The sequence below is a fragment of the Picosynechococcus sp. PCC 8807 genome (genome assembly GCF_001693295.1).
Lineage (GTDB): Bacteria > Cyanobacteriota > Cyanobacteriia > Cyanobacteriales > MRBY01 > MRBY01.
In genome coordinates this window covers 2,216,444-2,230,272 of the sequence record NZ_CP016483.1, presented here as the reverse complement: position 1 = coordinate 2,230,272, position 13,829 = coordinate 2,216,444, and the positions used below count along the sequence as shown (strand labels likewise).

13 protein-coding genes and 2 tRNA genes are annotated in these 13,829 nt (G+C 51.4%); 5 read left to right on the top strand and 10 right to left on the bottom strand.

The window, feature by feature from the left end; genetic code table 11:
- Nucleotides 1–140 precede the first annotated feature (140 nt).
- The 3 genes from AWQ24_RS10870 to AWQ24_RS10860 all read right to left on the bottom strand — a co-directional run bounded on the left by AWQ24_RS10870 (nucleotide 141) and on the right by AWQ24_RS10860 (nucleotide 2,367).
- Complete coding sequence (locus AWQ24_RS10870) at nucleotides 141–1,436, bottom strand: homoserine dehydrogenase (RefSeq protein WP_065716815.1); 1,296 nt, start codon at nucleotides 1,434–1,436, stop codon at nucleotides 141–143.
- A gap of 76 nt (nucleotides 1,437–1,512) precedes the next feature.
- Nucleotides 1,513–1,992, bottom strand: coding sequence for a hypothetical protein (locus AWQ24_RS10865; RefSeq protein ID WP_041443575.1), 480 nt, complete (start codon nucleotides 1,990–1,992; stop codon nucleotides 1,513–1,515).
- An 87-nt stretch (nucleotides 1,993–2,079) separates the two neighbouring features.
- The gene (locus AWQ24_RS10860) at nucleotides 2,080–2,367 is read right to left on the bottom strand and encodes a YggT family protein (RefSeq protein ID WP_012307731.1); all 288 of its coding nucleotides are present in this window, start codon (nucleotides 2,365–2,367) and stop codon (nucleotides 2,080–2,082) included.
- A gap of 255 nt (nucleotides 2,368–2,622) precedes the next feature.
- Between AWQ24_RS10860 and AWQ24_RS10855 the strand changes: the two genes are divergently transcribed.
- Entirely contained in the window at nucleotides 2,623–3,108 is a 486-nt protein-coding gene (locus AWQ24_RS10855; protein WP_157096858.1) for a hypothetical protein, read from the top strand.
- Nucleotides 3,109–3,173: 65 nt separating this feature from the next.
- Here the strand turns inward: AWQ24_RS10855 and accC are convergent, their stop codons facing one another.
- From accC to glgA, 3 genes are all read right to left on the bottom strand, one after another.
- A complete protein-coding gene (gene accC / locus AWQ24_RS10850) occupies nucleotides 3,174–4,520 on the bottom strand; it encodes an acetyl-CoA carboxylase biotin carboxylase subunit (RefSeq protein WP_030006631.1) in 1,347 nt (448 codons plus the stop codon).
- Between the two features lie 111 nt (nucleotides 4,521–4,631).
- On the bottom strand, nucleotides 4,632–4,913 hold the full coding sequence (locus AWQ24_RS10845) for a hypothetical protein (RefSeq protein WP_065716813.1): 282 nt from the start codon (nucleotides 4,911–4,913) through the stop codon (nucleotides 4,632–4,634).
- Nucleotides 4,914–5,054: 141 nt separating this feature from the next.
- The gene (gene glgA / locus AWQ24_RS10840; protein WP_065716812.1) at nucleotides 5,055–6,527 is read right to left on the bottom strand and encodes a glycogen synthase GlgA; all 1,473 of its coding nucleotides are present in this window, start codon (nucleotides 6,525–6,527) and stop codon (nucleotides 5,055–5,057) included.
- A gap of 267 nt (nucleotides 6,528–6,794) precedes the next feature.
- Here glgA and AWQ24_RS10830 point away from each other — a divergent pair, with 267 nt between their 5' ends.
- Nucleotides 6,795–7,652, top strand: a complete 858-nt coding sequence (locus AWQ24_RS10830) for an urease accessory protein UreD (protein ID WP_012307725.1) — start codon at nucleotides 6,795–6,797, stop codon at nucleotides 7,650–7,652.
- A 78-nt stretch (nucleotides 7,653–7,730) separates the two neighbouring features.
- Here the strand turns inward: AWQ24_RS10830 and AWQ24_RS10825 are convergent, their stop codons facing one another.
- Both AWQ24_RS10825 and AWQ24_RS10820 read right to left on the bottom strand, forming a co-directional pair.
- Nucleotides 7,731–8,408: an HAD-IA family hydrolase gene (locus AWQ24_RS10825; RefSeq protein WP_065716811.1), complete on the bottom strand. Its 678-nt coding sequence runs from the start codon at nucleotides 8,406–8,408 to the stop codon at nucleotides 7,731–7,733.
- Between the two features lie 14 nt (nucleotides 8,409–8,422).
- Nucleotides 8,423–9,595 (bottom strand): NAD(P)/FAD-dependent oxidoreductase, encoded by a 1,173-nt coding sequence (locus AWQ24_RS10820; RefSeq protein ID WP_065717361.1) that lies wholly within the window; start codon nucleotides 9,593–9,595, stop codon nucleotides 8,423–8,425.
- A 289-nt stretch (nucleotides 9,596–9,884) separates the two neighbouring features.
- Between AWQ24_RS10820 and AWQ24_RS10815 the strand changes: the two genes are divergently transcribed.
- A tRNA-Ser gene (locus tag AWQ24_RS10815) sits at nucleotides 9,885–9,971 on the top strand.
- 2 nt (nucleotides 9,972–9,973) lie between these two features.
- Here AWQ24_RS10815 and AWQ24_RS10810 read toward each other — a convergent pair.
- The gene (locus AWQ24_RS10810) at nucleotides 9,974–12,355 is read right to left on the bottom strand and encodes a DUF3488 and DUF4129 domain-containing transglutaminase family protein (RefSeq protein ID WP_065717360.1); all 2,382 of its coding nucleotides are present in this window, start codon (nucleotides 12,353–12,355) and stop codon (nucleotides 9,974–9,976) included.
- 179 nt (nucleotides 12,356–12,534) lie between these two features.
- Nucleotides 12,535–12,606 (bottom strand) — tRNA-Asn (locus tag AWQ24_RS10805).
- A gap of 146 nt (nucleotides 12,607–12,752) precedes the next feature.
- On the opposite strand from AWQ24_RS10805, the gene AWQ24_RS10800 reads away from it, so the two are divergent.
- The gene (locus AWQ24_RS10800; protein WP_030006642.1) at nucleotides 12,753–13,352 is read left to right on the top strand and encodes a sigma-70 family RNA polymerase sigma factor; all 600 of its coding nucleotides are present in this window, start codon (nucleotides 12,753–12,755) and stop codon (nucleotides 13,350–13,352) included.
- Complete coding sequence (locus AWQ24_RS10795; RefSeq protein WP_065716810.1) at nucleotides 13,349–13,771, top strand: hypothetical protein; 423 nt, start codon at nucleotides 13,349–13,351, stop codon at nucleotides 13,769–13,771. The genes AWQ24_RS10800 and AWQ24_RS10795 overlap by 4 nt, the downstream gene beginning before the upstream one ends.
- Nucleotides 13,772–13,829: the final 58 nt, after the last annotated feature.

Genomic DNA, 13,829 nt, shown 5'->3' with positions numbered 1-13,829 from the left:
TATCCTCAAAAAGTATCGCTAAAGAGGCATTTATTCACTAACTTAGCCCAACTCTGGAAAACATCGTCAGAATTGTAGACAAATTAACAAAAAATCCTCCAGAAATGTGGAGGATCAAGAATTTTGCAGTTGAATGATTACTAAAGGACGCGGAGAATACTCGGCACTTCCTTGATCGCCTCTAGGCCTTCAATTTCTCGCATGGCTTCCCGGAAATTCGCCTCATGGACATCATGGGTCACGACGACGATCTCAGCGCAATCATCCTGAAGACCAATCTGCACGACTGATTCCAAGCTCACTTGGTGCTGCCCAAAGCAAGTCCCCAGATCGCCGATCACACCGGGCAAATCCCGCGACAAGAAGCGCGCATAAAAACGAGTTTTTAGGGTATCAATGGGTAAAATTTTGCTGTAATGCTCATGGGTGCAGCCCAGGAGAGGGTTGAGTTTCTGGATCACCTGGTCAGAATGCAACAGACCCACCACATGAACAATGTCAGAAACTACGGCGCTGGCCGTTGCCCCAGCCCCAGCCCCAGGGCCATAGAACATTACCTGGCCGAGGGGTTCCCCTTCCACGAGGATCGCATTAAAGACACCATTGACGCTGGCGATGGGATGATCTTTTGGCACCAAAGTCGGGTGAACGCGCAACTGTAGGGCATCTTCTTCGAGGTCTGGTCGTTCGGCGATCGCCAATAATTTGATCACAAAACCGAGCTTTTTCGCAAAACTGATATCTGCCGCACTAATGGAACGAATCCCTTCGCAGTAGACATCTTCCCGCCGAATTCGTCCCCCAAAGGCCAAGGAAGCAAGAATTGCAATTTTGTCCGCCGCGTCGCCCCCATCCACATCGGCACTGGGATCGGCTTCGGCATAACCCAATTTTTGGGCCTCGGCTAATACTTCCCCAAAGTCCGCCCCGTGCTGGGCCATCTGGGTGAGGATGTAGTTAGTGGTGCCATTGATAATGCCAATGACACGGGTAATGCGGTTCACTCCTAAAGATTGCTTGAGGGGTTTAATGATCGGAATGCCACCGCCCACCGCCGCCTCGAGGAGCACATAGACCCCCGCTTTGTTCGCTGCGGTGTAAATTTCTTCGCCATATTTGGCAATCACTGCTTTGTTGGCCGTGACCACATGTTTCCCATTGGCGATCGCCGCCAGGATGAGAGTCCGCGCTGGCTCCAGGCCGCCCAACAACTCAACCACCACCTGAATCTCTGGATCTTTGACGATGGCCTCTAGATCAGTGGTTAGGCAACCCGCTGGTAAATCAATGTTGCGGGGCTTGTCTAGGGAGCGCACCCCTGCCCGTTTCAAAACCACTTCCCCCAACAGCGGGTGGCGGCCTTGGGGCGACAGCAAAATTTCTGCGGTGCCCGTGCCAACCGTTCCTAAGCCAAGTAAACCAATTCCGATAGCCACAATGTTTTCTCTAGTGCAACATCAAGATAATGTTTCCATTATCCCCCATTACCTGATCTCCCAACTTAGGGATCAACTACTTCCGATGGTGAATTTCTAAAATATAGGGATAATATTGCCGTTGTCCCCGGGAGCCAACCCAGACTTGATACAGTCCTTTTTGCCATTCGCCGCGAATTGCCGGATTTTGACCCACCGCATCGTCATTGCACCATACACCACCGGGGCCTTTGACCACGAGCACCGTATCTCCGGCACTTTCAACGCTCAGTTCTAAATCATTAAAAAATGTCATGAGGCTGAGGCGATGGTCGGCATGGTTATCGATAAAGCCAACACAAGACCCCGTGGGGGTATCCTCGATTCCTAAAAATTCTGCGGCGGGTTCACTTCCCCCACTGACCCCCCGTAATAGCTGGGGATTGGGGGCAAAATTAGGGCGCAACTGGAGATTTTCAAAAATGGCTTGTTTTGGTAACGGTTGGGCCATCACCGGGGCGATCGCCAGTCCCATCCCCCAAGCCCCCGTTAACGCCAATAAGCACCGTCGCCACATATCGAATATCCTTTTTTGATTCCAGCATTACCTCGCTAGACGTGGATCAAAAGCCTGGGGTTCCAACGGCTCGCCCCTTCAATCCACCTAACGCAATAGCATCACCAATAGACCCTGCTGACCCAAGAGTACCTCCCGCAGGAGGGTGACGATCCCGACCCAAATCACCGGAGAAATATCAATGCCTCCCAGGGGCGGCACCAGCTTTCTGGTCGGGGCCAAAAGCGGTTCCGTCGGCAATACCACCAAGCTAAAGGGCAGTTTCGTTAATTCCGCCTGGGGATACCAAGTGAGCACAATGCGGAAAATAAAAAATAAAGTCATCGCGCCCAACAGCAGATTGAGCCCCAAACTTGTCACAGCTAACCAAGACATCGCATTCACCAAAAATTCATTGCGTTAAGACTTAATTTAACTTAACTGCGACCTTGATTTTTACCGAACCCATTGAAAATGGGGGCAACGACCTGGGATTTTCAGAAACTGCATCAGTCTGCCTGGGTGCCCACTATAAATTATTATTGGCGGTTTGTTTTGACCATTGCCCTTAAAACCAAAGCACATAACCCAAAGGGCCATGGCAAGTACCACAAGCCAATGATCAACAAACAAAATTTAAGGACAAAAGCCGTGAAAAAGTTGATTCTCCCTGCCTTCTTCCTCTGTGCCCTCAGCCTCGGTGGCTGCGGTATGGTTCAGGAAATAATTTTTGAAAAAGCGATTGAAGCTGGCTCCGGCGAAAAAGTCGATATCGATATGTCCAAAGAATCCGTCGATATCAAAACCAACGAAGGAAATCTGTCTGTCAGCAGCGGCGACAACGTCAAACTCCCCGACACCTTCCCCAAGGACATTTATTTCGATAAAAATGTCGAAATTAGAATGGCGATGGATTTACCGGAAGGGGTTTCTGTCACCTTTGTCACTAATGAAAGTGTGGCCGCTGTCAAAGACAAATACACCGCAGAAATGGCCAAAAACGGTTGGACTCAAGAAATGACCATGGACGTCAACGGACAATCGATGTTTGGCTTTCAAAAGCAAGAGCGCGCTTCCCAAATCATGATCTACGCAGACCAAGACCAGACTTTGGTGCAAGTCATCGCGAAAAAGTAAGGGCACTTCCCCAATCGTCGCTTATGGGGGTTGCCCTCAAGGTTAGAGACTATTTGCGATCGCCCCTAGGGCAACATGTGTTGCTGGATAAAGTTTGTATCGACATCGGCCGCCAAAAAAGCTGGGTGATTCAAAATCTTTTGGTGGAAGCTAATGGTGGTCGATACTCCAGTAATCGCACATTCTCGGAGTGCCCGCTTCATGCGGCGAATGGCGGTATCTCGGTCTGGCCCCCAAACGATTAATTTACCGATCAAAGAATCGTAGTAAGGAGAAATTTCATAGTCGGTGTAAACGTGGGAATCCATCCGTACCCCAGGGCCACCGGGGGGAAGGTAACCACTGATTTTGCCTGGGGTCGGTCGGAAATCATGGTCGGGATCCTCGGCGTTAATCCGGCACTCGATGGCATGACCAGTTAAGTTCACTTGATTTTGATTCAAACTGAGGCGATCGCCTTGGGCAACTTTAATTTGTTCGGCGATCAAATCTAGTCCCGTCACCATCTCTGTGACCGGGTGTTCCACCTGAATGCGGGTATTCATCTCCATAAAGTAGAAATCCCCATTTTTATCTACGAGGAATTCCACCGTTCCCGCCCCGACATAATCAATGGATTTAGCCGCTTTGACCGCTGCTTTCCCCATTTTGTCCCGCAGTCTGGGGGTGAGGATCGCGCTGGGAGCTTCTTCGAGGAGTTTTTGGTGCCGTCGCTGGATCGAACAATCCCGTTCGCCGAGGTGAATCACATTGCCGTACTGATCCGCGAGGATCTGAAATTCAATGTGGCGGGGCCGTTCAATAAATTTTTCGATGTAAACGCCGCCATTCCCAAAGGCTGCTTCTGCTTCCCCCTGGGCCGCTCGGTACAAACGGGGTAACTCCTCAGCGCTGGGCACAAGGCGCATCCCCCGGCCGCCACCACCCGCCGTGGCTTTGATCATCACAGGATAGCCAATTTGTTGGGCGATTTCTAGGGCTTGTTCTTCGGAGGCCACCAACCCAGCACTACCGGGTACGGTGGGGACTTTTGCCGCCTGCATCGTTTTTTTGGCAGTGGATTTGTCCCCCATGGCGATCATTGCTTCTGGGGAAGGGCCAATGAAGGTGATTTGGTGGTCGGCACAAATTTCTGCAAACTTGGCATTTTCGGCGAGGAAACCGTAGCCTGGGTGAATTGCGTCGGCGTTACTGCTGAGGGCCGCAGCGATAATATTGGGAATGTTGAGATAGCTTTTGCTGCTCTGGGGCGGGCCAATGCAAATGCTCTCATCGGCGAGCTGAACGTGGAGGGCTTGGCGATCTACGGTGGAGTGGACGGCAACTGTGGCAATGCCGAGCTCCTGACAGGTGTGGATAATGCGTAGGGCAACTTCTCCGCGATTGGCGATGAGAATCTTTGAAAACTGCATGGTGTTCCGTTGGCGTTTGCGTCCCCAGTGTGATGGGTAGCCAACATTATCATGGTAAGGGGTATCCCTCGGCAAGCGGCGATCGCCCCGGAACAGACTTTCACGATTCCCCTAAAACGAGCCCTGGCGAAATTCGTCATTTTCACCCCGGTCATCTGTTTGGTAACGAGATGGGGGGCGATCGCTACTCCAGGCCCACCAAACGGTGCCACATTGACATTCATAAAACTCCTGCCAGCGGCGACGGTGCAGCGCATCGGTCACGGGGGCATAGCGATTTAACCAAGCCCGTTTCGCATCATGGGGGAGTGCTTCACAGCTGGGACAATGGAAACTGAGGGCGTGACTGGCATTTTTGATCCACTCAGGCGGATAGGGGCTAAAGGCATCCATAGGCACGGACAAAGGAAAAACTTGCCTACCATGGTAACGACTTCCCTGGGAATTGTTAGGAACCTCGGTTTAGGCTTTGGGGACAAACTTCCCAGGTCGGTTTTCGTCGTTAAACCTCGAAACGCTTTTGATCAGCCCCCCTTAGGCGCGGATAAACTCGTAGAGATCGATGTATTCATTGCCGGGGTTGTTCCAGGAATAGTCATATTTCATTCCCTGGATTTGCAGCTTCCGGAACTCCTCTGGGTACACGGTGTATAAACCAATGGCCCGTTCCATGGCGGATTCGAGGGCGTGGTTATCCGTTTGGTAAAAGACATAACCATTTCGTTCTTCGGGGGGATGTTTATCATCATGATCCCGGTCAAACACGGTACTCACGAGGCCACCGACACCACGGACAATGGGCACCACACCATACTTCAGGGCGATGAGTTGGGTCAGGCCGCAGGGTTCGTAGTTACTGGGGACGACAAGCATATCAGCCCCGGCATAGATCATGTGGGACAGTTCGGCGTTGAAGCCCAGCTCGATGTGACAGTTGGGGTTGTCGTTGAGGTGGAATTTTTCATGCCAGAACCAAGAGTTGATCGAGCCTTCGGTGGCGGAACCAAGGAGGACAAATTGGGCTCCCCGATTCAAGGCGTAGTACATGGCATGGTGAACGAGATGAACGCCTTTTTGGTCATCGAGACGGCCAATGTAGGCGATGATCGGTCGGTCATTGTCTTCAAGTAATAGGCGATCGCGTAGGGCTTTTTTGTTTTTCGCCTTATTTTCGAGGCTATCCCAACTGTATTGCAGCTCGATATTGTGGTCTACTTCTGGGTTCCAAGTGCTGTAGTCGATGCCGTTGAGAATTCCCTTGAACTTGTCTTGGTGGAGATGGAGGGTATGGCTTAGGCCACAACCAATATCGGTGTAGTGGGCTTCCCAGGCGTGGTGGGGAGAAACGGTCGTCACCGCATTGGCATAGACAATGCCCCCTTTCATGCAATTTAAGGCAAAGGGATTAAAGTTATCCCGGAGGCGATCGTAGTGGAAATAGTAGCCCTCGTTATTGAGGCCCGTCGCCCACAGGACGTCAGCACCCGCGATACCCTGATGTTTAAAGTTGTGGATGGTGTAACACACCCGCTGATTCCACAGGCCATGCCACTTGTACATTTCAAAGAGCATCACCGGAACCATACCTGTTTGCCAGTCATGGCAGTGGATAATATCGGGGCGTTTGTTGGATTTTTGTAAAAATTCGAGGGCGGCCTTGCTAAAGAAGGCAAAGCGCATGTGGTCGTCTAAGGCCCCATAAAAAAAGCCCCGACTGAAAAAGTTATCACCGGAGTGGGGTTCGATAAAGAAACATTGTTGGCCATGGACCCAGCCATAGAAAACGGTGCAGTGGATCGCACCGCCAAACCAGGGTACCCAAAGATCCCGATAGGCTTCGTGCATCCCCCAAATGTGGTCGTAACGGAGACAATCATATTTGGGCAAAATGATTTCGACACAATGACCGCGCAGACTAAGCTCGCGACTGAGTCCGTAAACCACATCTCCAAGTCCACCTACCTTCGCGACGGGGGCGCATTCCGAAGCAATCTGGACGATGTACATAGGGACTCCTTATGTTTCTGAAAGAATGGGAAATTCGTAAAATTTTTTCAAAGATAAAGCATCTGTCTGTGAGCGGCAACTATACGGGGGCGGAAGTGTGATTAGGATTCTTGAGGTTTGTTTGCTCCATTGTTTTAGGAACAAAATATTTGGCGATCGCCGTTGGGTCTGCCCGGATCAGTGGGATGATCGAAAAAATAGACTGCTGCTGGGGGCTGTTTTGGCAGTAATTTTTAGTCCCCCTAATCCCATCAATTTCAGACAAAAATGCAAGATCAACAACAGGTGATTCACAAAGCGCAGCCCTGGCACGGCAAGGTGGGCTTAATTTACGGGCAACGCCAGGGCAAGACGGAAATGCAACGCTGTTTTACCCAAGCGCCGTTTCGCATCCAGCGGCCTTTTTATCCGGAAGGAAATCGAGTTTGTCACACGGTCTTGCTCCACACGGCAGGGGGCATTGTCGGCGGCGATCGCCTATCTCTGGATCTCGAACTGAAGCCAGAAAGTCATGTTTTCCTCACAACGGCAGCAGCCAACAAAATTTATCGTACTAACGGGGAAACGGCGCAACAGGACGGCATTATTCACCAGGCACCGGGCAGCATTTTGGAATACTTTCCCCAGGAAATGATTATTTTCGATGGGGCGGAATATCACCAGAGCCTGCGGGTCAATCTGGCTCCCGGTGCGGTGTGGTGTGGCTGGGAAGTTCTTCGGTTTGGGCGCACGGCCCGGGGCGAAAAATTCATCTCTGGTAACTGGCGGGGGCTGACAGAAATTTGGCAAGATGATGAACTGCTCTGGGGCGATCGCCAATGGCTACCGGGACATCCAGAAGTCTTCGCCGCCTGGAATGGTCTGAATAATCAGCCGGTGGTGGGAAGTCTGGCCTTGGTGGGGCTAGAGATTAGCGAGGCTCAAATGGCGGAGTTGCGACAAACCATGGCCACCATTCAGCAGGGCTTGGGCGGGATCACACAATTACCCAAAGGCGTGCTCTGTCGCTACCGGGGCCCCTCCAGCACGGAAGTAAAACGCTGGTTTATCTCCCTTTGGCAAAATTGGCGATCGCTCTATTCCCCGCAACCACCAACCCTGTCCCGCGTCTGGCAGACTTATTAACCCATCCCTAGCCCCCCGAAACATTCTTCCCTTTGAGGGGAGTTAGAGGGGTGTCGTGGCTGAAAGCTAAAGTGGGGGTTAAGGCTGGCGACTGTAGGGAAAAGGCTGATCCCGTTCGATGAGGTGCGCCTGCATCCCCAACCGTTTTGCTGCTTCGTAATCTTCCAGGCGACTGTCGCCGATGTGGAGCGCTTCTTCTGGCTGACAACGATGTTTAGCGAGGGCTGTTTGGAAAATTTTGGGGTCTGGTTTCGCTGCTCCGGTTAGGGAGGAAATGGTCACACTCTGGAAATAGGGAGCTAATTCTAAGGCGTCTAGTACCTGCAACAGGCGGGAGTCAAAATTTGAAATTAAACCCAACTCAATGCCTTGGGCGTGCCAAGTCTGCACCGAAGCTAAGGTTTCTGAAAAAATAAACCAGGGTTCTGCCGTCGCAAAATGCTGGTACAAATCCGTAAAAAAAGCACGAAAATCAAGAAACTGCTCAATCACCCCGGCAGCAGTAAAGGTTTCCTGGGCGATCGCCTCCCACCACAGAAATTCCTGTTTCGGGATCAACTCAGCATCAATATTCGGAAATGCCGGGGCAGGTTTACGCTTAAAGGATTGACGAAACCCCTGTTCTAAACGCTCCGGATCCGCCGTTACCCCGTGACGTTGGGCAATTTTGGCATAGGTCGCCCCGACCCCATCTTGGACGCCAAAGAGCGTCCCCACCGCATCGAAAAAAATAACCTTTGGTTGTGTTGCCATCATTTTGCTTGTTTCGTCTACTGGGCCAATAATTTTGTGAGGGGTTGCACAAGCCAATTCAGTCCCACCTGCACCTGATGTTCCCAGGTCGGCAAACGGTAGAGGTAAACCAAGCGACGGGCGACATGGGCGAGATTGCCTTCGAGTTCTAGGCCCAAACCGCTGAGGGTGGCATTATTTTCGCCGAGAGTGAGCATTTCACCAAGATTAAAGAATTTAAACGGCAAAAGAGGCTTATTTGTAATCAAGCCCCGCAAATTCCAGGCGCAGACATCGGCCTGTTGAATCGCCACCTGGGCTGTCATCGGTAAATTATCTTCTGCTTGGGCGACATCCCCAAGGGCGAAAATGTTCGGGTGGATCTGGATCTGGAGTTGGGCATTGACATCGAGTTTGCCATTGTCTGCGTGGGGCAGGGCGAGATCTTTTACCCAAGGGGCGATCGCCGTTCCCCCAGTCCACAACACGAGATCAGCGGGAATGGTATCTACTTCCCCTTTGTAGCGCAGGCTCAGGCTATCGGCAGTGACTTCGGTGACTTCGGTGGCATAGTCTACCCAAATCCCCCGTGCTTCCAGGGCTTCCTTCGCGGCTAATTGGTTAAATTTAGGCGCATTTTTGAGGATTTCATCGCCGCGATCAATGATCCGTAACCGGCCGCGATCGCCTAAGCGATCCGCTAATTTACAGGCTAATTCCACGCCACTGTAGCCACCCCCAACGATGGCAATGCGAATTTTTTCCGCCACACTAGTTTCCAAAGCCCGTAATTTTTCCTTGAGGTGCAGGGCATCATTGAGGGTTTTAAAGGGCAGAGCGTATTCCTTGATGCCAGGCAAATTCACAAATTTTGTTGTGCCCCCAGCCGCAATGACGAGGTAGTCATAGGTGATTTGGCGATCACCGCAGACGACGGTTTTTTGCTCCGGGTCAACGGTTTGTACTTGAGTTTGGACAAATTTCACCGGGCCATGGCGCAACAATTCCGTGTAGGTGGGGGCCACTTCCCAGGGTTGCATTTCCCCCGTGATCAGCTCGTAGAGGAGGGGACTAAAGACAAAGTGATCCTGGCGATCGATTAAGGTAATGTCTGGCCGCTGGGAGGTCTCCCAGGGAAATTGCAACAGACGGAGCGCCGTATAGAGTCCGGCGAAACCGCCGCCGATAATGACGATGTGGGGCTGACTCATGGAGAAATAAAAGGTGAGGGCGGGCAACGTTTAACTATTGTGCCTTAATTTTCCGGTCGGGGGGGCCATCCCTTGGGCAATAAAAAACCGCCACTGGGTGAGGACGGTCTAGCTTGATAAGCAATCGGAGGGTATTGCTAACCTAGCGCGGGGATCACTGGGGAAATGTAATCTTTTTAACTTCTTTAGGTTTTTTCCCGTCTATTTTGGGTGTAAATAACTTTTGGATTCTTTATGGCAATCGGACTAGCCAAGACCCTGAATTGTGCTTAGAATAGTTTAGGCCCCTGGAGAGGTGGCAGAGTGGTTGAATGCGGCGGTCTCGAAAACCGTTACTGGGGCAACTCAGTCGGGGGTTCGAATCCCCCCCTCTCCGTTTTAAGATTGACCCCGATAAAAGGAACGTCGTAGGCGTTTGAGTTGCTGCCGGAGGTAATCCGTATTGGCAGGCTGTTCACCGTAGCGCCAGTTGACATAGGCTTCGGTCAGTTCCGTCAAAATTTCTAAGGTTTCAGGACGGTATTGCGGTTGAATCGTCCGCAAAAACTCCCAGGGGGTTTGGGTACGTTGTTTTTGGTGCCCTTTGTTTTGGAGCAGCAGGAGCATTTGTTGATAGAGCTGCTCCATCATTGGTAATCGAGCAAAGCGGCGTCGTTGAAACCAGTTGCGAATTTGTTTAATGACAAACCAACCGCCCATGCTGGCGACAGCAACGGCGATCGCCCCCGTAATGGCCCCAACAAGACCACTGGAAACAAAGCCCCACAGCCGCGAAATTACATATCCCAGTATTTTCAAGGTCGTAAACCAAAGCCCCTCAAAGAAGCCAAGAATCGGCGACGGCACCCAACCCGCAACCCAACGCCAAAATGATCTCAATACGCCAAAAGCACCACCATCCTCAAAGGAAGGCGGCACAACTTCATAACCCGGCAGTGGATTGAACGCAAACCAACCCTGGCCCGAAAAATAGGCTTCTGTGACAGCATGGGCATCGGTATTGTGGACGAGGTAATAGCCCGTAAATGGATTAAAATCTCCCTGGTCAAATCCCGTTGCAAACCGGGCCGGAATCCCAATCGAACGCAGCATGATTGTAAGGACTGTGGCGTAATGGTCGGCATAGCCCCCCTTGTATTTGAACAGGAAAGCTTCAACGAGATCTTCATCGTCTGCGAAGAACGGAATTTCTTGGGCCTGGGGGAAGCGTTGCTTCAACCCTTGGGCGAGATAGAGGGCCTTTTCGTAGGGGGAAGTGATGGGGCTATTGGCCTGGGAGAGAATTTCCTCGGCAACGGCTTGTACCTCTGCTTTTATCTCTGGGGGGACATCTAGATATTTCTCGGTGACAAAGGGCGGATAATCTGTCCCTGCTGCCGCCAATTCCGTTCGGTTACGGTAGGGTACTTTAGAGACAACGGTGTAGGTTAAGCCTTCTAAAAGTCCCAAAGGCGATCGCAAATTTCCCTCTGGATCTTGGCCAATCTCCGCCGTGGGAAAATAAAGCTCCGTCGGATACTGCATCGCCGGGACAATGTTCGGCAAAGACAAAACGGCGGTATAGCTCTGGATAATTTTTTTCTTTTCCACTGGGTTGGGGATAAAAGGCGTTAGGAAAAAACGTCCTGCCCAACGGGAACGCTCCGTGAGTTGCAAATCATCGGCATTGGTGACTTCCCAGCCCTGGCCTGTGTAACGGTCAAAGGACATCACGCGCCAAAAACCAGGGGCCTGCGATCGCACCCGCATCACCAGCACCTTTTCCATCTCACCCCGGAGATTTTGGTTGATTTTGCTATTGAAACCATAATACTGGGTTTTATCGAGTTCCCCTTGACCTTCGCTGGGACTACTGCCCTCACCAGTGCCCGGACTATTCCCAAAGGTCGCACCATCGGCGTTTTCATTTCCTTCGCTGCCAGGATTCTCATAACCGGGATTGACGAGGCTAAGGTTAGTCGGGCTAAAACGCTCATTTTCAGGGGCATCGGCGGGCAAACTCACAGGCAAGGTGCTGAGTTGATAGCCAGGAAAACGGGGCATGATGCTAAAGAGTCCCAAGCCCAATACCAAGGTGATCCCCAAAATTGCGCCCAGGCGTTTGGGTGACAGGGGAGAATTTTTCAGGAGGTCAGCGCGGCCTTTACGGGCACTGGAGCGCTGCGGCCAAAGGATCGTCTCCAAGCCAGCTAGGCCAAGGCGTGAACGGTAATCTAAAACTAGAACAGGGAGGGCGATCGCCAAAAATAGAATTAACCAGGGCGCAAAGGTTAGCGTTTGAGAAACAGTGCCCGCCACCCCCAACAAAATAAGGCCGATTACCATCGAATAACCTAGATCCTTTCGGCGGGGCAAATCGAAGCTATGGAGAATTTGCAGTTGAATGAGGAGCTCTGCCAGCACCAAACGCGTATCGTTTAAATTGGCATACAGATTCCGGAAAAAGAGCAACAGCATGCCCAACATGCCGATGGCAATAAAAAATTTTGCCCCCACATTCGCCTTCTGACGGTTTTGCCAACTCCAGACTCCCCCCAGGAGCGTTAAGGGCACCGCTAGAACACTGATCGGCCAGCCAAACCAGATCATGTTTCCTTCTGAGGCCACGTCCGTCGCAATAATGCCGACAACCACCAATAGCTGTACCAAGGCCCGTAGCAGTACGGAATCTTCGCTTTGGGGTTTGGGAAAATTACGCAATTGGGCCACTAAATCCGCAAAGGATTTCGGTTTGAGGCGTTGGGAAGAGGGTGATGTCATCGTGCTGTAGGCGGAAATCAAAAACCTTCTACTAGACTACCCTTATCCTTCAGATTCAGCATAAATCCCACTGACGCTATAAAGCAGAACAGCAACCTACAGTTTCTTTTGAATCCTGACGTAAACCGATAAAATCCGAAATTCCGTGGTTCGATTAGCGGGTGATTTAATTTTTTGTACTCCCCAGGCAAGATTCGAACTTGCGACCAATCGATTAACAGTCGACCGCTCTACCGCTGAGCTACTGAGGATTGTGTAGCGCGTTGTGTTCCAACGGTTTAACATTGTAGCCACAGTTTTCGGATTTGGCAATACCTTGGTTCAAGTTTTTTTGAGCCGGTTGAACTTTTTGGGTAAAGGTTCAGTCTAAAGGGACGTGCGATGACTGGAGAGGGATATGCCCGATCAAGCTGTTGACCACCCTACTGCCATTTCGGATAGGGAATTGGTTTGTCTTTGCCAAGGGAAAATAGGGTCTATTCGGGGGCGGCGCGATCGCCAAAGTTTCCGAATCCTGTACCGACGCTATCACCAAAAGGTACGCTCTACCCTGTATCAACTCTGTGGGGTGGCGCTCTTGGATGATTTAGTTCAAGAGGTTTTTTTAAAGGCCTGGCAGGGACTACCGCGCCTCAAAAATCCGGACTATTTTGCCACCTGGTTGTACCGCATTACTTGGAATGTGGCGACGGATCAACGGCGACGCTTTGCGAAGCAGATGACCTTAATCACAGGATTGGAGGCGCAAATTGGTGCGGTGGCAGATCCGGGGCCGGAGGGGCTGAGTCAAATTTATTATCAAGATTTGGTGCAACGGGGTTTGCAGTCGCTAAGCTTGGAACACCGGGCGGTCTTGGTGCTCCATGATCTCAAGGATCTGCCCCAAAAGGAGGTGGCTGAAATTCTTGGGATTCCGCCAGGAACGGTGAAATCTCGCCTCCACCATGCCCGGCGATCACTGCGTCAGTTTTTAGAAACCCAAGGAGTCAGTCTATGAATTTCCATGACCATGACAACTTAATTCGGTTTTTAAAGAACCACGAACCCTACGGGCCACCGCCACCAGGGGATCACGAAGAAAGGCTTTTGGCGCGACTCAACCAAACAGAACCGTCAAACCTGACAGCTTCGTCCCAGGGGAAATGGTGGGTTCCGACAGTGATTGCTGCCGGGCTTGTGCTTGTGGTTGGCCATGGACAACTGCACCAGGAATTTGGGGCGCTGCCGGAGGTGATGCCGCAACAATATTGGGGGAGAGTTGAACAACCCCAGCCAAAGGCGATCGCCGGGGGAGCCGATGAAGAACTGGAGGCTTTTCTTGAAGAAAGCTGGTCTTACTCCTTTGGGGAGCACCTTTACCAGGAACAGGAACTGTCCTACGAGTACGTTGATTTTGTTGTCAATCCTGATCCCTAGTGCCTCGCAAAACATTCCTAAATTTCAACACTGGGCTAATGCTGTCCTAGCGGAATCT